Origin of the sequence: Drancourtella sp. An12 (assembly GCF_002160935.1) — a bacterium.
Classification (GTDB): Bacteria; Bacillota; Clostridia; order Lachnospirales; family Lachnospiraceae; genus Sellimonas; species Sellimonas catena.
This window is the reverse complement of the sequence record NZ_NFLO01000023.1, coordinates 40,202-60,354: the sequence shown is the minus strand read 5'-3', so window position 1 is coordinate 60,354 and position 20,153 is coordinate 40,202. Positions and strand designations below refer to the sequence as shown.

The window sequence follows — 20,153 nt, the reverse complement described above, 5'->3', positions numbered from 1 at the left end:
GGCTTCTTTGCATGCAAAAAAACTATTGACTTCTCTTCCCTACAATATTAAAATGAAACATGCTAGAGGAAAAATGTTTTGTTATGTATTTTTTTACCACGGAATAACCATTCTGTGGTATTTTTTATACGATTAATCTCATTTTTTTGATAATGCGTTCCTGTTTACGGATGCCTTCCGCCACATAAATCCTGGTTGTCTCAATGGAGGAGTGTCCGAGGATGTCTGCAAGGAGAGCGAGATTTTTTTCTACCGCGTAAAAGCAGCGTGCGAACAGATGCCGCAGGTTGTGCGGAAAGACTTTCGCTTTGTCTACCCCTGCCTCTTCACAGATGGATTTCATTTCATGACAGATATTGCTCCGGTCCAGCGGTTTTCCGGTTCTTGTCTGAAAAACCGGCCCATACTGGATTCCTCTGTTATTTACATACTCTCTTAGCTTCTTTTTCAGCTTCTTTGGCAGCAAAATGGTTCTGTCCTTCCCTTTCAGGTGAATCTGTACCCTGCCGCATTTCAGCGCCTCTACGGTGATGAATTTCAGTTCACTGACCCGGATTCCGGTACTGCAGATTGTCAGGATCACATGATAAAGCCGCATGTTCGGCCGTTTCCTGGCGGCCATCAACAACCGTCTGTACTCCTGTTCCGAAAGTTCTCTTTCTTCATCGATAAATGCCTGCCTCTGAATCTTTAAAAGCTTTACCATATAACTTTGACAGCCCATATATTCCAGATACAAGTTGACTGCAGAAAGTTTGGCATTCACGGTCTTGGGATGGTAGGATTGGATCAGTCTCTCACGGTATTCGAGAATTTTCTGTTTTGAGATCTTTGCTCCGCCCAGAAAGGTGGATAAAATCTGAAGTTCTCTCATATACTTCTCAACGGTAGCCCGGCTTTTTTCTTCCTGAATCAGGAAGATTTCATACTCTTTCAATGACTTTTGCGTAATACGTTTCCCTTCCATAAGTATTCCTTCCTTTTGTGTTTTCTCTTTAGTATCTTCAGCTCTGCCTTCCACTAATCCTGCCTTTGTAAATTTTGCTGTATATAAAAAAAGACTGAATCTATCTCTGTTTTGGTTCAGTCTTTTTGCATTTTTTTTATTTTTCTTTACCATATGGCTGATTTTCGATATAATAAAGTTAATAATTACATCGAAGAAAGGATGCTCTACATGAAAAAAACGCTTTCGCGCCGCCAGAGTTATCTTCTGCTGGCAGTTTTTCCCGCCTATTTTATCATTGTGGGACTATTTATGCAGCCACCTTCGGAAATTCTTTCCGGTCTGTATTCGATTATCCGTGAGCCCGACTTTCTGATTACAGACTATTTTGTGATTGGAGGCATTGGGGCTGCTTTTCTGAATGCCGGCCTGATTACGCTGCTTTTACTTCTTGTTCTTTACCTTCTGCATATGGAAATCGATGGTCATACTATCACCTCCTGCTGCCTGATCTTTGGCTTTTCTTTGTTTGGAAAAAATGTCGTCAACATCTGGACGATTCTCCTGGGTGTCTATTTGTATGCTCACTATCACAAGACTTCCATCCGGAATTATCTTTATGTCGGTCTGTACGGAACGAGCCTTTCCCCGATTATTACCCAGGTTATGCAGTTCGAAGGATTATCATTGCCTGTCCGGGTCTTTTTAAGCTTTGCTATCGGTATCAGCATTGGTTTTGTTCTGCCTCCATTGTCTACCCATGTTCACTATGCTCATCAAGGTTACTCTTTGTATAACGTCGGTTTTTCTTCCGGTATCATTGCGACAGTCATCATCTCTTTATTCAAATCCTTTGGAATTGAAGCAGAATCCCGGCTGATCTGGCATACAGGAAGTAATCTGGAGTTTTCCATCATTTTGGGGGCACTGTTCCTGATCATGATTTTATCTGCCTTTCTTCTGGACCGGAAGCAGCTGTTTGCTTCCTATAAAAAGATCCTTAAATGCAGCGGAATCTCAGGAACTGATTATCTGAAACAGGAAGGGAAAGCGCCTGTTCTTCTCAATATGGGAATCAACGGATTTTTCGCCATGTTTCTTGTGCTGATTTTGGGCGGAGATCTCAATGGTCCGACCATCGGCGGTATTTTCACGATCGTCGGATTTTCCGCCACCGGGAAGCACCTCTTTAATATTGCCCCGATCATGATCGGCGTTATTTTGGCCAGCGTAACAAAAGAGTGGAATATCAACGATCCGTCACCGATGCTTGCTCTTCTGTTTTCTACGACTCTTGCCCCGATCGCCGGGGAATTCGGGATTGTAGCCGGTCTCCTCGCCGGATTTCTTCAGTCTTCTGTAGCATTAAATGTTGGAATTCTTTATGATAGTATGAATTTGTATAATAATGGATTTGCCGGAGGAATCGTAGCAATTTTCATGGTTCCGGTGATCCGTTCCATCCGCTCCAGAAGAGCGCGCGCAAAAGGCGACCTCTCTCTTTAGAGGCCGCCTTGCTTACCATTCCTTATGCATTTTTTGAAATTCCGGTATGTAGAGAATAAGTGTCAGAAACATGATCACCATTTCAGCGAGAATAAAGAAATCTGCTGTCTGTCTGGGGATCCAGGGAAATACCACCAGCGCCAGAAGCAGTAGAAACAAGGTGGCAGTACATACTTTTCCAAACCATTTTGCCCCGTTTAGCTTCTGCCCGTGTTTCAGATTCCATGCTCCCATCACAGCCATAAATCCCTCCTTTATGATCATCAGAAGGATCAGGTAACGCATCAGGGGGTAACGGAATGCGAGACAGACAGCCACTGCCGCATGGGTCAGTTTGTCCGCCACAGGATCCAGAAATTTCCCGAATTCGGTAATCATATTGAAATGTCTTGCAACTTTCCCGTCCAGGAAATCGGTGATGGTGGAGATCAGGAGAATCGCCGCCGCCTGATATTCCTCCTGAATGGAATCCGCACGTAAGTATACAATACAAAATACCGGAATCAGCAGGATGCGGAAGTATCCCATGCAGTTCGGTATCGATAACAGTTCTTTTTTTGAAAAATGCTTCATATTCCCTCCGTTCTGGTTTGACAGGCCCCCTCTTCTTTGTTTAAAATAGTGATAATACAATGACAGGCAACAAGGAGGCATTTTATGCTGCGAAATATTGATCTAAATGAAATCTCTGACGGAAACCTCTATACTTCCAATGATCTGGTACGTGCCGACTGCGGCGGATGCCGCGGATGCTCGGACTGCTGTCAGGGAATGGGGGATTCCATCATCCTTGATCCTTATGACATGGACCAGCTGTACCGTGGTACCGGCCTGAAGCCGGAGGAGCTTCTCCTTCGCGCTGCTGATCTTTCCGTTGTGGACGGCATCATTCTCCCGCATCTGAAGATGACCGGAGAACGGGACTGCTGCCCGTTTCTGTCCGGGGAGGGCCGATGCCGGATTCACGCATTCCGTCCCGGCTTCTGCCGGCTCTTTCCTCTTGGAAGACTGTATGAGGATGGTTCTTTTTCCTACTTTCTTCAGACGAAAGAGTGTAAAAAGACCCACCGTTCCAAAATCCGGATCAAAAAGTGGCTTGACATCCCGGATCTGCCTCGCTATGAAGACTATGTGTGCAGCTGGCACTACCTTCTGATGGATCTGCAGGCTCATATCGAGCGGGCAGGCGATGAATCCTATCAGAAACAGGTATCCATGTATGTGCTCCAGAACTTCTACCTGACCCCGTACCCGGAAGAAGGCTTTTATGAAGCGTTCCAGGAGCGGTACGAGACGTGTAAGAAGCTCTTTCACCTGGCATAAGACCAGCTTATGCCTTCAGGTCTTTTACAGTTCTCTGGAATCCAGAACGATCGTAAACGGTCCGTCATTGATGAGGGAGACTTTCATATCTGCACCGAATCTCCCTCTTTCTACGACCGGTACCTGAGCCTTGCATGACTCAATGATATATTCGTACAGCTCCTCTGCCGCTTTTGGATCGCCGGACTCGATAAAGCTTGGCCGGTTTCCTTTCTTGCAGTTGGCATACAGGGTGAACTGGGAAATCAAAAGCAGACTTCCTCCCACATCCGCCAGGGACAGGTTCGTCTTGCCATTTTCATCTTCAAAGATCCGCATTCCGGTCAGCTTTTTTACCATCTTGTCTGCGGTCTCTTTTGTGTCTTCCTTTCCGACACCGATCAGTACCATAAATCCCTTTCCAATACTTCCGATGGTTTCTCCATCAACGGTTACCGAGCTCTCAAGAACTCTTTGAATTACAAATTTCATCTTTTTCACTCCTTTTTTTCTCCTATCTATCTTACCGTTTTTTTGTCTGTTCTGCAAGAAATACCTTGTATTTCCGCAATAAATAAGATATATTGATACAGTATGATGAAATTTGGAAATGAGGATGAGACATGAAATTACAGCAGCTGCTCAGCTTTACACGGAAAGCTGTGGACGAATACCAGATGATTGAAGCAGGAGACAAGATTGCCGTCGGAATTTCCGGAGGCAAGGACAGTCTGACACTTCTCTACGCGCTCGCCGGTCTGCGGCGTTTTTATCCGAAGCCGTTTGACCTGATTGCCATCACGGTGGACCTTGGCTATGAGAAGTTTCATACAGAGAAGATTGAGGCACTCTGCCAAGAGCTGGATGTGCCATACCATGTAGTAAAAACGGATATTGCAAGGATTCTGTTTGAGGAACGCAAGGAAAGCAATCCATGTTCGCTCTGCGCCAAGATGCGCAAAGGCGCGCTCAATGAAGCAGTGAAGAAACTGGGCTGCAACAAGGTTGCCTATGCCCATCATAAGGATGATATTGTCGAGACGATGATTCTTTCTCTGATTTTTGAGGGCCGGTTCCACTCTTTCTCTCCGAAATCCTATCTGGACCGTATGGATCTGACTGTTATCCGTCCAATGATGTATGTCAATGAAGCGGATGTCATCGGATTTCAGAGAAAATATGAGCTTCCTGTCGAAAAGAGCCGCTGTCCGGTGGACGGGCTGACAAAACGGCAGTATGCCAAAGATCTGATTCACCAGCTGGAGCTTGACCATCCGGGTGCAAAGCAGCGCATGTTTACCGCAATTATAAATGGAAATATTGAAGGCTGGCCGGTACGGCTGACAAGAGAGGAAGTAAAAAGCAGTTCTTAAAGAACTGCTTTTTTCGTTGCTTCTTTGATTTTTACGATCTCTATGATCGCATCAACACATCCGTCGATGCCAAGCTTTCCGCTGTCAAGGCAGACATCATAACTCTGAACCGCCGACCATTTCTTGTTAGTGTAATAGTTATAGTAGCTGCCGCGCTTTTTGTCCGTCTTGATAATCATTTCCTTCGCTTTCGCCTCTGTCATGTCATACATCCGGCTGATTCGTTTGGCCCTCTTTACTGTGTCCGCATGGATAAAGACAGACAGGACATTCCGGTAATCCTCCAGCGCATAGTCCGCGCATCTTCCGATCAAAATGCAAGGTCCTTCTTCGGCAAGCTTTTTAATCGCGTCAAACTGTGCGAGGAAGATCTTATGGTTGATCGGCATGTCAGAGTAGCTCCCTGATTTATATCCGAGTGAATAGGTATCCATTACGAGAGAATAGAGAAAACTGCTTGTCGGCTTCTCATCGTGTGCCTTTAAAAGTTCCTCTGCAATTCCACTGTCTTTGGATGCACGATCCAGCATTTCTTTATCATAAAATGGGATCTCCAGCTTCTCGGAAAGACGCTCGCCGATCTCGTGTCCACCGCTGCCAAACTCTCTCCCGATTGTAATAATTGTATTTGTTTTTGACATATACATCACGCTCCTTTAACCAGTCAGCTGTCAAGCTATCGATAGGACTATTATATATCAAATTGAGCAAAATGTATATAACTTTACCAAAAATTTAACTTTTTCTTCTCAGTTTTTGCAATAAATCAACAAAATATTGCGGAAGAGGGGCATCGAATTCCATGTATTCTCCCGTTACAGGATGATAAATTCCCAGAATCTTCGCATGCAGCACCTGCCCTTTCAGCCCTGGAAAAGGAGGTCTGGAGGAAGGTCCATACACTTCATCCCCGAGAAGCGGATGATGAAGCGATGCCATATGGACACGAATCTGGTGGGTACGCCCCGTCTCGAGACGGCAGCGGATGTAGGTGAAATTTCCAAAACGCTCCAGCACCTCATAATGGGTCACAGCCTGTTTTCCATTTTTATGGTTGATGCTCATCTTTTTCCGGTCTGTCGGGTGGCGCCCGATCGGCGCGTCCACGGTTCCGGTGTCTTCTTTGATATTCCCGTATACAATCGCATGGTATTCCCTGCGGATCGTATGCTCTTTCAGCTGCTCCGCAAGAATCCGGTGGGCCTCATCATTTTTGCATACCAGAAGGGAGCCTGTCGTATCCATATCAATCCGGTGTACAATTCCCGGACGCATCACGCCATTGATCCCCGAAAGGCTGTCTTTGCAATGATACATCAGTGCATTGACAAGCGTCCCGCTGTAATGCCCCGCCGCCGGGTGGACAACCATCCCTTTCGGTTTGTTGACGACCAGAATATCCTGATCCTCATAAAGAATATCAAGCGGGATGTCTTCCGGAAGGATATCCGGCTCCTTCGCTTCCGGGATCTCCACCGAGATTTCATCGCCTGCCCCCAGTTTATAGTTTGCCTTTACAGGCTTTCCGTTTACACTCACATGGCCCTCTTTGATCAGCTTCTGAATATAAGAGCGTGATACTTCCTCCAATCTGCACGAAAGGAATTTGTCGATCCGTTCTCCGACAAATTCCTCCGCCTGCAACACTTTATTTTCCATCTGTGCCTGTTCCTTTCTTTCTTCCAAGAAACTCCAGCTCCTCCTCCTTGTACCGGAAAAAGATCAGGATAAGCAGTACCGCAAATGATACCGTCACATAAATATCTGCCACGTTAAATACCGGAAAGTCAATCAGACGGAAATAGAAGAAATCTACCACATATCCAAGACGAATCCGGTCAATCAGATTCCCGGCCGCGCCTGCCACAATGAAAATTCCGCAAAGTCTCAGCGGCAGATACCGGCCGGTCTTCGGAATCCGCACGTAACAGTAAAGAATAAAAGCAAAAATCAGAATGGCAACGCACACGAAAAAGATCTGCCGGTTCTGCAGAAGACCAAACGCGGCACCTCTGTTTTCCAGATAGTTCAGTTCAAATACATTGTCAATCAGGACAAAGGCAGGACCGTCCTTCAGATGCGTGACTGCCAGATATTTGGTATACTGGTCAATCAGTACCGCCACGATGACAAGAATCACTGCCATGACATAATTTTTCAGTCCATTTTTCTTATTCATATCTCTCTCCTGTGATCATCAATCAAGTATATTTTCGGACTTCAACATAGGATCTTCCCTTCCGCGTCTCGGAAAGCACGCCCTCGTAACGGAATTTCCCCATTCCCCGCACCGAGATAATGTCTCCTTCCTTCAGGCGGTACCCGTTGCTCACAATCAGCCTGCCGTTTACAAACACCTTTTTCCCTTCAATCAGTCCGGAAAGTCTGCTTCTCGAGGAAGAAAATGCAAGTGCCAGAAGACTGTCCAGTCTTACAGACGCAACTGTCCCCCGTATTTCTTCAAAGGACGGCTCGTACTGAAACTCCTGCTGTGCCTCAATCTGTGCCATTACAGATGTGTGACGGATTCTGGTCAGATTTTCCGCAAGAAAGTCCGCCATGTTTTCCGATACAAATACAACCGCCTCCCGGTCTTCCACGAGAATGTCACCGATCTTGCATCTTTCAATTCCAAGATTCAGAATTGCTCCAAGATAGTCCCGGTGAGACAGTTCCTCCGAAAACTTCGGATTCAACGGGCGGATACGAAGGATGGAAAACGGATAAAAAAACTCATAACAAAGAGCATCAGGTAGAAAAGCAACCATCTGACGCTCCGCTGCCGCATAGCCGCCAAAAGTCTCGTATCCGGAGTACAGCTCCTCCTTTGACAGCGTATGCAGAATATTCAGTTCATTCAGATTCAGAAAGTCACTGAACATCACAATCCCGCGCTGGTAGGCAGTGCGGGATAGGTCAATCAGTCTTTTCTGAAATATTAATTCTTCTCTTTCCATTCTCTGAAACCGGTTTCTTAGTATCTTTTGCTGATAGAAGACACATCAAAAGATGTGTTCAGAAGATCCTGAAGATCTCCGGAAATACCTACGTTTGTAGGAGTCAGCAGGAAGATGAAACTGGAAATCTTCTGAAGGTTTCCGTCAATGGCAAATGTCGCGCCTGATGTAAAATCAATGATACGCTGCGCAATCTCAAGATCAAGGCCTTCCAGATTCAGAATTACAGTACGTCCGCTCAAAAGTGTCTCTGTAATCTCTCTTGCGTCATCCACAGAGCTCGGCTTGATCACACATACTTCCATGCCTGTAGCCTGCGGTCTGCGGCCTGAACGTCTTATAGGTGTCACTTTGCTGTTCTGAGAAGATGTCTGTCTGGATTCGTAGTCTTCCTCTTCTTCTGCAGAGAAATTTTCTGTCTCTTCATTTGTCTTATCTCTTCCAAACAGTTTTCTTTTCGGTTTCTCTTCGTAGTCCTCTAAGTCATCTTCATCAAAGAAATCATCGTTCTCATAATCGTCGTCGTCATCACTTAATTTCATGATATTCAAAAACTTGTCTAATACACCCATTTTTTACACTCCTATCATCTTGTGTTCTTATCTAAAGCATAATTTCTTTTACCAAAGATTCCTGTACCGACACGGACCATTGTGGCACCTTCTTCAATCGCTACTTCATAATCATTGGTCATACCCATAGAAAGTACGCCCATATGGATATTATCAATGTTTTTGTCTGCAATGTCAACAGATAATTTCCGAAGCGCAGAAAAAAATTGTCGATTTTTCTCCGGGTCATCTGTATTCGGCGCAATCGTCATCAGGCCCTCTACAGTGACATTTTTGAACTCCGGAACTTTATCGATAAACCCCATGACATCTTCCGGCATGAGACCGAATTTTGTGTCCTCTTTTGCCATATTGACCTCCAGAAGGACCTTCGCTGTGACCTGCTTTTTCGCCGCTTCCCGGTCAATGGTCTCCAGCAGTCTGAGGGAATCCACCGAATGAATCAACTCGGCTTTGTCAACGATATATTTGACTTTATTTCTCTGCAGATGTCCGATCATGTGCCACCGGATATCGGACGGAAGTTCTTCGTATTTTTCCGTCAGTTCCTGTACTTTGTTTTCGCCAAATACACGGATTCCCGCATCGTATGCCTCCCGGATCATGGCAGCCGGTTTCGTTTTGCTGACCGCGATCAGTGTAACATCTTCTCTTTTCCGTCCGCTTCTTTTGCAGGCATTTTGTATTTTTTCCTCTACAATCCTGAGATTTTCTGTAACAACTCCAGGCTCATAACATGTTTCCATCTCTTCTACTTCCTTTCTGCTTTTGCTATACAAGAATCTCATCATCCTGTACCGATTCCGCGTTCAGGACAATTCTGTCATAGTTGGACAGCTGATTGCTGCTTCCGTTTCCGGTAATATAGTAGTCCTCATTTTCAGCCGCGATATCAATGGAGGTAAAGACAGCATAACCGCTTCCGGCTTCATAGACCCCTGCCTGGCTGACTGTCTCAGACAGCGTTCTTGTATTATTGGAATCCTGCATCTGGATCACTGTGCCCTTTGGCAGATTTTCCGCTTCGATGCATGCCATATTTTTTTCCGTATCTGTATAGTAGACATCCGCCGCCCGGAAACTTGTTTCCCCGTCATTATAGACAAGCACGCCCTGCTCATCTGTCTCGCCGTTGCTCACAATATATTCTGTCGGAACTTCATAGCAGTCCTTTTCCACAACCGCGGATTTTGGAATTTTGAGTCCCTGTGCGTTTTCAATGAGAATCTCAATGTCCAGATAACGGTCGGATGCGTAGCGGATCATCGAACTGTCCAGTGTCAGGTATGCGTAATAGGTGTCCTTGTCCTTCTTTTCCATCTGAAGGCCCGCAATCATTTCTTCATCATCTTTTAAAAAACGGATGTTGACACTGCTGCGGTCCAACAGAGACTCTGCCGTATCCGCATCCATTCTTACAACCAGATACCATTCTTCTCCTGTCACAATCTTGTACATGCTGTCTCCTTCACTGACTTTCCGGTTCTCATGCACCTCCGTCCTGGTATAGCTGCTTTTATCAAAATTCTTGTCTGTGACCTGGTCGGTTGTCATGCTCTCATAACCGTCTACCTCATAGACAAGAATTCCATCCGTCTCACTTGTACAGTTCTGATAGCTTCCTTCTTCCTGCTCTTCAAGAGCCGCCGTCATTCTGGAAGTTCTGGTCTGGTCTGTTTTCCGGTCAAGCAGATTCTGTATCGTACTTTTCAAGGAGTACGTCTCGGAAAAAGATGCCTCCCTGTAGTTGTTCGCAAATGTGCGGACCGAAGACAGAAGCTGTCTCTGCTCATCCTCTGTAAGCTGTGTTTCTTCTGTCTCTTCCTCCCTGTTGCTTAAATCCAGTTTCTTATCGGAAACAGCACAGACACTCTGACCTGCTGAAATCTTGGATTCCTCGGGCTGATAGAAATTCAGATAGCCGCTTTTCGACGCCTCCACGGTTTGCTCTGTCCGGACTGCAAATCCGGTATAGGATACATTCTTAATAATCGATCCCTGCCCTACTTCATAGTATGTCGTCGGCCGGTTGGTAACCGAAACCACCAACTCTACAATCACATAGATCAGGATAACGGCAAACAGAATGACTCCGATATTGATATTCCATTTTCTGCGGTATGACCTGATATCCGTAGTTTTCTTTCTGACTGCCAAATCATCTTCCTCCTAATTCCATTTCTTAAGCCTTGGTCCATTCCGGTAACAATAGAGATCCCCCTGCCGTACATTCCGCTTCTTCATCTCATCCAGCAGCATGTCTTTCAGCTTCCACCAGCTTGTATTCCAGTTGCAGAACACGGCATCCTTCTCCGGAATTCTGCTGAAAAACCGTTCGATCACCATATCCGGATCCAGCAGCCGGATAAACAGAATCAGGCGCTCCAGATACTCTTCCAGGGTGCAGATCTGAAACTCCCCGTTTTCATACTGCCCTGCAAGCTCTGTCCCTTTTGCCAGATAGAGAGAATGAATCTTGACGATATCATTACCAAGCACCGACAGAATTTTCGCTGTTTCCGCCGCATCTTCCCCGGTATCCCACGGAAGATTTAAAATCACATGGGTACAGATATCAAACGGATACTGTCTGATCCGCTGTACCGCATCGATATATTCCGCAAGGCCGTGTCCCCGTCTGACTTTTGCAAGGGAATGGTAGTTGACTGTCTGAAGTCCCAGTTCGATCGTGACCGCAATTCCCGTCTCCTGCATCCACTCATGCAAAAAAGCCAGGTAACGGCTGCTGATACAGTCCGGCCTGGTGGAAATCGATACTTCAACGATATCTTTCACCTTTTCCGCTTCCCTGATATAGGAGCAGAACGTCTCAAACGGAAAGTATGTATTTGTATAATTCTGAAAATATGCAATAAGCTTCTCTGCGTGATATCGTCTTTGAATATATTCTTTTGTCTTTTCGAGCTGCACCGCAACCGGTACAGCCCCTTCCATGGCCTCAAACCCGGTGCCTTTTTCCGAACAGAACGTGCAGCCGCTGCCGCCCTCTCTGTTCGGGCATGTCCCGGGAAGATTGACCGGAAGTTTATATACTTTTGCGTGATACTTGTCTTTCAGATACTGACTGTATGATCTGTATAACTGCTCTTCCATCGTCACTGTCCTTTTCTTCTCCTGTATATTCTTCTGTTTTCCGGTAATAATAAGGAAAGAATTCATAAAGGAGGATTATCATATATGAAATGGTTTGATAACATTGCACTGACACTGGTAATCGTAGGCGCCCTGAACTGGCTGCTGATCGGCGTATTCCGCTTTGATCTGGTCGCCTGGCTCTTCGGAAACCTGTCCATGCTGTCCCGTATCATCTATGCGCTGGTAGGTCTCTGCGGCCTATATCTGATCAGCCTGTTTGGACGGATACGTGGCTTTTCCGAAGATTAATTCTGCGTGCCTTCCAGAAGCGCATTCATATTCTGATAAAGGATATCTCTCGATCCGGCACCCATCACGATGGAGATGTATGGATGATCTGCCGAATTTCGGTCCAGAAGGATCAGGCAGTATCCAGCTTCTCCGGTCGTGCCGGTCTTGCCGCCCACTACAGTAACTCCGTCCGGAGCATTTACAATGCCTCTCGCATAATAGTTGGTCGGCTTCCACTCTTCTGTGCGGACACTTCCGTCCGCTTCTTTGATGGAAGCAGTATAGCTTTCCGTCTCGATGACTTTCATGAATTCCTCATTTTGAATACAGGTATTGAAAATCAGATACAGATCGTATGCTGTTGTATAATGATTATCATCATGCAGTCCGTGCGGATTGGTGAAATGCGTGTTAACCGCCATCAGCTCCTTCGCGCGGGCATTCATTTCTTCCACAAAAGCTTCTTCCGACCCGGAAATATGTTCTGCGATCGCTGTCGCAGCATCGTTTCCTGAAGAAAGCAGCAGTCCGTAAAGCAGATCGCCAAGCGTCAACTGGTCTCCTTCCTGAAGTCCGCACAAAGACGCATCTGCAGGAAAACTGGATGCTGCCGCATTCTCTCCGACTGTCACGACATCAGAAAGATTCCCTTTTTCCAGCGCAAGAAGTGCTGTGAGAATCTTCGTCGTGCTGGCCGGATACAGCCGGTCATGGATCTGATTGGAATAGAGCACATTTGCCCCATTGATGTCAAACAGTCCGGCAGCATGCACATTTGTCGTGCCGCTGTACTGAATCTCATCTGTATTTTCGGAAGCCACACACAGATTGGTTGCAGCAAGCCCATCTGTAGAAAATACCGAACCGCTGTAATTCTCCTTTTCATAGGATACCATCTCTGCGTTCTTCTGCGCATGCTGCATGGAGACCGCATACACTCCACCGCCCGCCGCCGCAATCAGCACCAGACAGATCCCTGCTGCGATCTGTCTCTTATGATTCTTTTTCTGATTCTTCTTATTCCCGTGTCTGCGGCTGCGTTTCTGTCTGTTTTTCTCAATCCGTTCTCTTCTTTTCTGTGCTTCCTCTTCCCTGTAACTACTCATACATGAACCCCTTCATAGCATTTATACTGCTGTGTTATACTACTTATACATTTCTCTCCAGTCGAGATCTCCTCTGTCGATGGCCAGAATGATAAGCTCCGCCGTTGCAAGATTGGTCGCGACCGGAATGTTGTATGTGTCGCACAGACGGATCACATCATTGACATCCGGCTCATGCGGCTTCGGATTCGACGGATCCCGCAGGAAAATCAGGGCGTCGATCCCATTCTGCGCGATCTGGGATCCCAGCTGCTGCTTCCCGCCAAGAGGTCCTGCCAGATATTTGTGTACATTCAGATTTGTAACTTCCTCGATCAGACGTCCTGTCGTTCCGGTTGCATACAGTTCATTTCTGCTTAGAATCCCTCTATAAGCAATACAGAAATTCTGCATCAGTGTCTTTTTTGAGTCGTGTGCAATGAGCCCAATATTCATGTTTCTCACTCCTTACTTATATTTTTTCTGCTGTAATCCAACATTTAATACCAGACCTATACCGATAAACATGCTGACAAGGGATGACATTCCGTAGCTGACAAACGGCAGTGGAATACCGGTATTCGGGAAGAGCCCTGTCGCCACACTGATATTAATGAAGCTCTGTATCCCGATCTGCGCGGCTACCCCGCAGCATATGATCCGGCCTCCTGTATCCGGTGCACGCATCCCTATTCTCATACATTGTATTACAATTAATAATAGCAGACCAATCACGATACAGCAACCCACAAAACCTAATTCTTCTCCTACAATCGCAAAGATAAAGTCGGTCTGCGGCTCCAGAATAAAGTTACCGTTCTTTACGGATGTTGTCGTATTATTGTTCAGGCCCTTTCCGGTCAGCCGGCCGGAACCGATGGCCATAATGGAGTTATTCTGCTGATACGCCTCATCACTGCTGTATTTTTCGGGCTGCAGCCACGCAAGAATACGTGTCTCCTGATACCCCTGCAGAATATCGATATCCGAGTGGACAATGAGGCTCAAAAGGATCACTGCCGCCGGAACCGTAATCAGAAGAAATATTCCGATAAATTTGTAGCCCAGGCCTCCCACATACATCATAACGCAGAATACCAGAACAATCGAAATCGTCGTTGAAAGGTCCGGCTGCTTGTAGATCAGAAAGCATGGTGCCGCCATCAGAAGTACTGCCTTTATGATCGTAACCGGCTTTGTAATCTCATCTTCATGATTCATAATATATTTCGCAAAGAACAGAACAAGCAGGATCTTTGCAAGTTCGGACGGCTGAAACGTCGTAAATCCGAAATCAATCCATCTTGTTGCCCCGTTTACGTCTTTTCCAAAGAATCGTACGGCCAGAAGCATCGCGATCGTCAGACCGTAAAGGATCCACTGCAGATTCAAAATCCATACATAATCAATCATGGATACAACGGCCAGTGCGATCAATCCGATGACCAGTCCGATGATCTGTCTTCCCTGAACAGACTGCTTAGCACTTCCGATTACCATGATGCCCAGACATGTCAGGGCAAGCACGGAAATCAGCAGCGAAAATTTAAAATCTTTTAAACGGTATGGTTTCGTAAATTTCAGTATCTTCAAAGCTTTTCTCCTGTCAGTGTAATGGTAATCCGGGAACGGGTGACTGAAACATCAAAGGTTTCCGGAGTTGTATCAATGTATTTTGATACCGTCAGAAACAGTTCTTTCTGGAACAGTTCACATACATTTGGGTTACAATCCATTCTGTCGGATACGAGAACCGTTCTGAGGCGGTCTTTTGCGATCCCGACAGACGCTTTTTTTTCCATTCCTTCAAATAATCCCATTTTCTGCCTCCTGCTTAATTCTTTTTGAACAGATGTGTGAGCCGGGAGAACAGTCCTCCCTTCTCATCCATATCCATGAGAGGAACTTCCTCCCCCGTAAGTCTTCGGCAGATATTCATATAGGCCTTCCCTGACGGGGAATCATCACCCGCAACAGGTTCACCCTGATTTGTCGCGATCACGACCTGTTCGTCATCCGGAATGGCGCCAAGCAGATGGATCGGAAGAATCTCGGTCACATCTTCCACGGACATCATGTCTCCGCGCTTTACCATATCAATCCGGATCCGGTTGATCACCAGTTCGAGGTTCCGGATCTGCTTTGCCTCCAGAAGACCAATAATCCGGTCCGCATCCCGGATCGCGGAAACCTCCGGCGTTGTCACAACAACTGCACGGCCAGCTCCTGCCACGGCATTTTCAAAGCCCTGCTCGATTCCTGCCGGACAGTCCAGAAGCACATAATCATACTCCTCTTTCAGATCCGCTGTCAGTTTTTTCATCTGCTCCGGAGAGATGGCAGATTTATCCTTTGTCTGGGCGGACGGGAGCAGATAAAGCCCCTCATATCGTTTGTCGTGAATGGCTGCCTGCTTCAGTCTGCATTTCCCTTCGATCACGTCAACCAGATTGTAGACGATCCGGTTTTCCAGCCCCATTACAACATCCAGATTCCTAAGTCCCAGATCCGTGTCGATGACCAGCACTTTTTTCCCAAGCTTTGCAAGGCCGGCCCCTATATTCGCGGTCGTCGTCGTCTTCCCGACACCGCCTTTTCCTGATGTAATAACAATAACTTCACCCATGTTCCTTCCTCCTAAGACCAAACTTGATGGAAAGACAACAGACAGGAGAAATCCGCCCCTGCCATGCCGCCTTCTTTCTTTCGTAATTTCCGGTACATCATCAGTCTCCTGAAACAACCGTTCCAAGGGATGCTGCATGTCCCGTCACGATTTCATCTTCTTCATCCAGCCCGTAATAGTAGCGGATAATATCACGCCCTATTTCAGAAGGATACGTAGAATTATAACCATTTGCGATACGGATCGCAAACGCAACGTTGGTGTCCTGTCCTGATGTAAATCCAACGAACAGGCCGTGGTTCGGATGTGTCGTACTCTGCTGTGCTGTACCTGTCTTTCCGTACAGCTCAAAGTCTCCGAGACTATTGAATGTGGAAGTGTTGGTAACCATTCTGCGCATTCCATTGTGAACTGCTGTCCATGTGGAATTCGCAATTCCTTCCACCTCATTTCTGACACTTGGCTCATAATCTTTCACAAGATTTCCGTTGACATCTGTTGTTTTATCAAATAATGACAGATTATAGACGGTCCCCTCATTGGCAACTGCGCTGATATAACGTGCAAGCCCTGATGTTGTATAGTTGTTGGTTCCCTGTCCAATAGAAGAACGTACTACGTCACTGTCGGAAATCTGCGGCTGCGACTCCGTGATTTCCAGCCCGGTTGTGTCTCCAAGGCCGAATTCCTCCGCATATTTCTGCAGACGCTCAATTCCGTATGCATCATTGTATTCTCCGCCCGTTGTTCCAAGACGGTAGCCTACTTCGTAGAAGAAATCGTTACAGGAGTGCTGAATCGCGCTTACCACATTTAAGCTTCCATGAGAGCCCGGATAGATCCAGCATCGAGCAATCGGAGAAATCTTATCAAAAATTCCGGTACAGGAAATCGTAGTTCCTGTGCTGATTACTTCCTCGGTCAGACCTGCAATGGAAACAAGCGGTTTATATGTGGAACCAGGCGCCGTCCGTTCCTGTGTTGCTTTGTTGTAAAGCGGACTCGACGTCATGGAGTTCAGCTGTGCATAATAGTCGGAATCCATCGTGTTTGCCAGACGGTTGTTGTCATAACCCGGATAAGAAACCATGGCAAGAACCTGTCCGTTGCTCGGATCCGTAATCACGATGGATCCGGTACACGGCTCCAGTCCCAGTTCGCCGGGCGTAATCTCCAGACTTTCAATCTTGCTCCGGATAAAATTGTAAGCTGCTGTTGAACCGGAGCTTCTCAGCCGGTTGTACTGGGTTTCATCATATTTCAGAATATTCTGCTCATACAGGATACAGCAGACCTGGTTTCCTGAAATATCCCCGGATTTGATCATATACTCATAAATGATCTTTTCGAAATCGCCGTCATCTCCAAGCACCTCTCCTACATACTGTACGATCGCCTGGTAAATTTCGGAAGCGCTTGAATAGCTTGCGTCCCCTTCCAGATAATCAGTCAGCTTTGAGGTGTTGATCCAGTTCTGTGAAATCGCATAGTTCAGATACTCATTGACACCGATGGTCTCCTCTTCTTTCCATGCAAGATAGGTCTCGTCGCTTGTGTCAATTCTGTCCTCTACGAGAATTCCGGAATCATCTGTCAAAAGCGTATCTACCACATAGTCCATGTAGGCTTTCATCCGGTCAGACAGATCCTGGTAGGCCATCCCGTTTGCATTCTGCATTTCGGAAAGCACGGAACTGATCGCGTCTTCCTCTCTCCTGGAATAGGTCTCCAGAACCTCTTTTTCTGCAGTGCCCGCATCACTTTGGGTAAACTGGCTTGTATCAATGATCTCGTTCTTGAAAAAAGCATTATAAACATCTCCCACCGGAATGACGATGGAGTCTGCATCGGTTACATTGCTTGTATCATAGTCAAGACGGTTGACCATCTTGGAAAGCAGAATCGCCGCAAGCTTCTCTTCGAGAATATTGTAGGCGGCAATCTGAAGATCCGCGTCAATTGACAGGTATACATCATTTCCTGCCTTTGCCTCTGTCACCTTCTCGGAATCGATGACCTTTCCGACATTGTTGACGTAGATTTTCGTCTCTCCTTTTTCTCCCTGAAGGGTGCTGTCCATTGCTTTTTCAATCCCGGCCTTTCCGACAATATCTGTCAGAGAGTAGGATTCCTGCTCTTCCTCGGAAAGTGCATTGTACTCATCCTGGGAAATCTGTCCGGTATAGCCGATAATCGATGCGAAATATTTACTGTTGTTATACTGGCGGATGGAGCTCTCTTCGATGCTGACTCCTGTCAGCTCCTCCTGATTTTCCATTATTTCCGCCACTGTCGTATCACTGACATTTGTTGCAATTGTCGTTGCAATATATTTCCGGTACTTGTTCAGGCTGATCGCATACCGGATATTGACAAGCTTCAGAATATCCGATTTCTCGTAATCGTCCTCATTGATTCCGTATCCGTACGTCTCATCGGTGCACAGATAGTGGATAATATCTGCCGCTGTATAGTTTTTCTGTTTCTCGGACAGCTTGTCTATCGTAGCATACCCAAAAATGTCGGCAATAAACCGAAGACGCGCTGTGCTTTCCGTAGAAAACTCATACTCACCGCTGTCATTGAGGACAATACCGAAGCTGTTGATGATGGAGTCCCCGTTTTTCTCGATAATATCGATTACTCTGCGGACTGTTGCGTTCAGCTCCTTGTTTTTCTGCTTAGTCGTATCGTAATCCCCGTTATCTTCGATCGTTACCGAATAGGCAAGAACATTGTCCGCCAGAACTGTTCCGTTCCGGTCGAGAATCCGTCCTCTTGTGCCCTGTACTTCTCTTGTTTTCTGAATCTGGAGTTTGTAGTCGTTCAGATAGCTCTCGCCTCTTACAATCTGAAGATAGAACACTCTCTGCACCAGAATCGCGAACATCACGCAGAATACAATACTCGCGATAAACATTCTGGACTTTACAAGCTTGATGACTGTTTCCTTTATGCGTTCCAAAATATTAAACAAACCTGCTTGCACTCCTTTTTTCTTCTTCTACAAGTTTACGGTTAATTCTTAAAATAAGCTGATATACAATCAAGGTGATAATGACTGTATAGAGCATCTCCGGAATGATGACGTGCCCGAGATAGTAAAGAAAATGGAAATCACTCTGGAGCATGAACTGGAAAAAGTAGACCAGTATTCCATATACCAGCTCACTTCCCCCGATCAGAAGAAGCGGCAGTTTGATATTTTCATCATAGTAGAGCTTCTGGAAAAATCCATTGGCATATCCGATCACTGTGTATAATAAAATATAAAATCCAATATACTGTCCGAAGCTGATATCAAGCAGAAATCCGCTCAGCACTCCAACGAACATCCCCTCTTTCTTCCCCTGCATAAATCCAAAGGCTGCCGTCAGAATGATCAGAAGATTCGGCTTGATCGAAGCAAGCTCAAGATAGCTGAATATCGTTGTCTCCAGGAGGAAAAACACGATCACAAGAGCTGCCTCAATGACTTTGCGTTTTACAGCCAGCATGAGTTGTCTCCTTTCTATTCACCCGATGAATCGCTTTCTGTCTGATTTCCATTGTCGATCAGATCCTGTTTTGTCGTTGTAATGACAAGAACTTCCTGCAGCTTTTTGAAATCTACCGCAGGGATGATATATCCGGAACGGGTCAGATTGTTTGAATCCACGTTGACCTCGCTGACATATCCTATCAGAAGCCCCTGCAGATATTTACTGCTGATATTGGACGTTACAATCTGTTCTCCAACTGCAACTTCATTTTCATTATTTGCCAGCTGCTCAAACTGTACAACACCGTTGTTGATCAGCTTCAAATCTCCGCTGACAATACACTGGTCAAAGGTTGTCATGACCATGGCCGATATATTGACCTCATCGATAATCGAACGCACAGTAGAAGAATGCGCATTGACCTCTGTCACAATTCCGACAAGTCCGTTTCCGCTCAGGACATTCATATCTTCACGGATTCCGTCCTCGCTTCCTTTGTCGATCGTAAAGGAAGTAAACCAGTTGCTTCCGTCATTCGCGATCACTCTCGCTCCTACTTTCGGATAGTCGGATGTATTCTGATCCATCTTGTATAAATCATAAAACCGCTCCAGCTCCACTGCTTTTTGCTGCAGCTGGTTATTTTCCGCTTTCAGATTTTCATTCTGTTCTTTCAGTGTTTCATTTTCTTTCTGTACACTTTTCAGTGTGGCAAAATTATCCGCCACATCGTTGACCCATGTCCCGATCACATTGATCCCTTTCTGCATCGGGACCACCGTATAATCTGCGATCGCCCGGAGCGGGCCGCTTTTGACATCTGCAAAAAAGGTCGCCGCCATGCACACAACGCAGGCAGCCACGATGATCAACAGCCAGTATTTACTTTCCAAACCTTTTTGATTTCTTGTCTTCAT

General features: G+C 46.1%; 23 protein-coding genes. 4 read left to right on the top strand and 19 right to left on the bottom strand.

Features of this window, described 5'->3' with window-relative positions; genetic code table 11:
* Nucleotides 1-124: 124 nt before the first annotated feature.
* On the bottom strand, nucleotides 125-967 hold the full coding sequence (locus B5E64_RS15590; protein ID WP_087169378.1) for a tyrosine-type recombinase/integrase: 843 nt from the start codon (nucleotides 965-967) through the stop codon (nucleotides 125-127).
* 201 nt (nucleotides 968-1,168) lie between these two features.
* On the opposite strand from B5E64_RS15590, the gene B5E64_RS15585 reads away from it, so the two are divergent.
* Nucleotides 1,169-2,452, top strand: a complete 1,284-nt coding sequence (locus B5E64_RS15585) for a DUF1576 domain-containing protein (protein ID WP_087169369.1) — start codon at nucleotides 1,169-1,171, stop codon at nucleotides 2,450-2,452.
* 12 nt (nucleotides 2,453-2,464) lie between these two features.
* Here B5E64_RS15585 and B5E64_RS15580 read toward each other — a convergent pair whose 3' ends face one another.
* Entirely contained in the window at nucleotides 2,465-3,025 is a 561-nt protein-coding gene (locus tag B5E64_RS15580) for a CDP-alcohol phosphatidyltransferase family protein (RefSeq protein ID WP_087169368.1), read from the bottom strand.
* A gap of 84 nt (nucleotides 3,026-3,109) precedes the next feature.
* On the opposite strand from B5E64_RS15580, the gene B5E64_RS15575 reads away from it, so the two are divergent.
* Nucleotides 3,110-3,775 (top strand): YkgJ family cysteine cluster protein, encoded by a 666-nt coding sequence (locus B5E64_RS15575; protein WP_087169367.1) that lies wholly within the window; start codon nucleotides 3,110-3,112, stop codon nucleotides 3,773-3,775.
* A 24-nt stretch (nucleotides 3,776-3,799) separates the two neighbouring features.
* Here the strand turns inward: B5E64_RS15575 and dtd are convergent, their stop codons facing one another.
* Nucleotides 3,800-4,246 carry a D-aminoacyl-tRNA deacylase gene (gene dtd, locus B5E64_RS15570; RefSeq protein WP_087169377.1) on the bottom strand — a complete coding sequence of 149 codons (447 nt, stop codon included), beginning with the start codon at nucleotides 4,244-4,246 and terminating at the stop codon, nucleotides 3,800-3,802.
* 131 nt (nucleotides 4,247-4,377) lie between these two features.
* Here dtd and B5E64_RS15565 point away from each other — a divergent pair, with 131 nt between their 5' ends.
* Nucleotides 4,378-5,127, top strand: coding sequence for an ATP-binding protein (locus B5E64_RS15565; protein WP_087169366.1), 750 nt, complete (start codon nucleotides 4,378-4,380; stop codon nucleotides 5,125-5,127).
* On the opposite strand, the gene B5E64_RS15560 is transcribed toward B5E64_RS15565, so the two are convergent.
* The 8 genes from B5E64_RS15560 to B5E64_RS15525 all read right to left on the bottom strand — a co-directional run bounded on the left by B5E64_RS15560 (nucleotide 5,124) and on the right by B5E64_RS15525 (nucleotide 11,770).
* Nucleotides 5,124-5,768, bottom strand: a complete 645-nt coding sequence (locus tag B5E64_RS15560) for a cytidylate kinase-like family protein (RefSeq protein ID WP_087169365.1) — start codon at nucleotides 5,766-5,768, stop codon at nucleotides 5,124-5,126. The two genes, B5E64_RS15565 and B5E64_RS15560, sit on opposite strands and share 4 nt — an antisense overlap.
* Nucleotides 5,769-5,862: 94 nt before the next feature.
* On the bottom strand, nucleotides 5,863-6,786 hold the full coding sequence (locus B5E64_RS15555) for an RluA family pseudouridine synthase (protein ID WP_087169376.1): 924 nt from the start codon (nucleotides 6,784-6,786) through the stop codon (nucleotides 5,863-5,865).
* Complete coding sequence (gene lspA / locus B5E64_RS15550; RefSeq protein ID WP_087169364.1) at nucleotides 6,776-7,306, bottom strand: signal peptidase II; 531 nt, start codon at nucleotides 7,304-7,306, stop codon at nucleotides 6,776-6,778. Before lspA ends, B5E64_RS15555 begins: the two co-directional genes overlap by 11 nt.
* A gap of 22 nt (nucleotides 7,307-7,328) precedes the next feature.
* Nucleotides 7,329-8,084, bottom strand: a complete 756-nt coding sequence (locus tag B5E64_RS15545) for a YlmH/Sll1252 family protein (RefSeq protein WP_087169363.1) — start codon at nucleotides 8,082-8,084, stop codon at nucleotides 7,329-7,331.
* 17 nt (nucleotides 8,085-8,101) lie between these two features.
* The gene (locus tag B5E64_RS15540) at nucleotides 8,102-8,656 is read right to left on the bottom strand and encodes a cell division protein SepF (protein ID WP_087169362.1); all 555 of its coding nucleotides are present in this window, start codon (nucleotides 8,654-8,656) and stop codon (nucleotides 8,102-8,104) included.
* 14 nt (nucleotides 8,657-8,670) lie between these two features.
* Nucleotides 8,671-9,402 carry a YggS family pyridoxal phosphate-dependent enzyme gene (locus B5E64_RS15535; RefSeq protein ID WP_087169375.1) on the bottom strand — a complete coding sequence of 244 codons (732 nt, stop codon included), beginning with the start codon at nucleotides 9,400-9,402 and terminating at the stop codon, nucleotides 8,671-8,673.
* A 25-nt stretch (nucleotides 9,403-9,427) separates the two neighbouring features.
* Nucleotides 9,428-10,813: an HlyD family efflux transporter periplasmic adaptor subunit gene (locus B5E64_RS15530; RefSeq protein ID WP_087169361.1), complete on the bottom strand. Its 1,386-nt coding sequence runs from the start codon at nucleotides 10,811-10,813 to the stop codon at nucleotides 9,428-9,430.
* A gap of 12 nt (nucleotides 10,814-10,825) precedes the next feature.
* Nucleotides 10,826-11,770, bottom strand: a complete 945-nt coding sequence (locus B5E64_RS15525; RefSeq protein ID WP_087169374.1) for a TIGR01212 family radical SAM protein — start codon at nucleotides 11,768-11,770, stop codon at nucleotides 10,826-10,828.
* 84 nt (nucleotides 11,771-11,854) lie between these two features.
* Between B5E64_RS15525 and B5E64_RS15520 the strand changes: the two genes are divergently transcribed.
* Nucleotides 11,855-12,061 (top strand): DUF378 domain-containing protein, encoded by a 207-nt coding sequence (locus tag B5E64_RS15520; protein ID WP_087169360.1) that lies wholly within the window; start codon nucleotides 11,855-11,857, stop codon nucleotides 12,059-12,061.
* Here the strand turns inward: B5E64_RS15520 and B5E64_RS15515 are convergent.
* The 8 genes from B5E64_RS15515 to mreC all read right to left on the bottom strand — a co-directional run bounded on the left by B5E64_RS15515 (nucleotide 12,058) and on the right by mreC (nucleotide 20,153).
* Nucleotides 12,058-13,149, bottom strand: coding sequence for a serine hydrolase (locus B5E64_RS15515; RefSeq protein WP_182466571.1), 1,092 nt, complete (start codon nucleotides 13,147-13,149; stop codon nucleotides 12,058-12,060). The two genes, B5E64_RS15520 and B5E64_RS15515, sit on opposite strands and share 4 nt — an antisense overlap.
* Nucleotides 13,150-13,188: 39 nt before the next feature.
* Nucleotides 13,189-13,584: a methylglyoxal synthase gene (locus B5E64_RS15510; RefSeq protein WP_087169359.1), complete on the bottom strand. Its 396-nt coding sequence runs from the start codon at nucleotides 13,582-13,584 to the stop codon at nucleotides 13,189-13,191.
* Nucleotides 13,585-13,596: 12 nt separating this feature from the next.
* Nucleotides 13,597-14,721 carry an FtsW/RodA/SpoVE family cell cycle protein gene (locus tag B5E64_RS15505; protein WP_087169358.1) on the bottom strand — a complete coding sequence of 375 codons (1,125 nt, stop codon included), beginning with the start codon at nucleotides 14,719-14,721 and terminating at the stop codon, nucleotides 13,597-13,599.
* The gene (locus B5E64_RS15500; protein ID WP_087169357.1) at nucleotides 14,718-14,948 is read right to left on the bottom strand and encodes a cell division topological specificity factor MinE; all 231 of its coding nucleotides are present in this window, start codon (nucleotides 14,946-14,948) and stop codon (nucleotides 14,718-14,720) included. Before B5E64_RS15500 ends, B5E64_RS15505 begins: the two co-directional genes overlap by 4 nt.
* 14 nt (nucleotides 14,949-14,962) lie before the next feature.
* Complete coding sequence (gene minD, locus B5E64_RS15495; protein ID WP_087169356.1) at nucleotides 14,963-15,754, bottom strand: septum site-determining protein MinD; 792 nt, start codon at nucleotides 15,752-15,754, stop codon at nucleotides 14,963-14,965.
* A gap of 100 nt (nucleotides 15,755-15,854) precedes the next feature.
* Complete coding sequence (locus B5E64_RS15490; protein WP_343284089.1) at nucleotides 15,855-18,719, bottom strand: penicillin-binding transpeptidase domain-containing protein; 2,865 nt, start codon at nucleotides 18,717-18,719, stop codon at nucleotides 15,855-15,857.
* 4 nt (nucleotides 18,720-18,723) lie between these two features.
* Complete coding sequence (mreD, locus tag B5E64_RS15485) at nucleotides 18,724-19,251, bottom strand: rod shape-determining protein MreD (protein WP_087169355.1); 528 nt, start codon at nucleotides 19,249-19,251, stop codon at nucleotides 18,724-18,726.
* A 14-nt stretch (nucleotides 19,252-19,265) separates the two neighbouring features.
* Nucleotides 19,266-20,153, bottom strand: coding sequence for a rod shape-determining protein MreC (gene mreC, locus B5E64_RS15480; protein ID WP_087169354.1), 888 nt, complete (start codon nucleotides 20,151-20,153; stop codon nucleotides 19,266-19,268).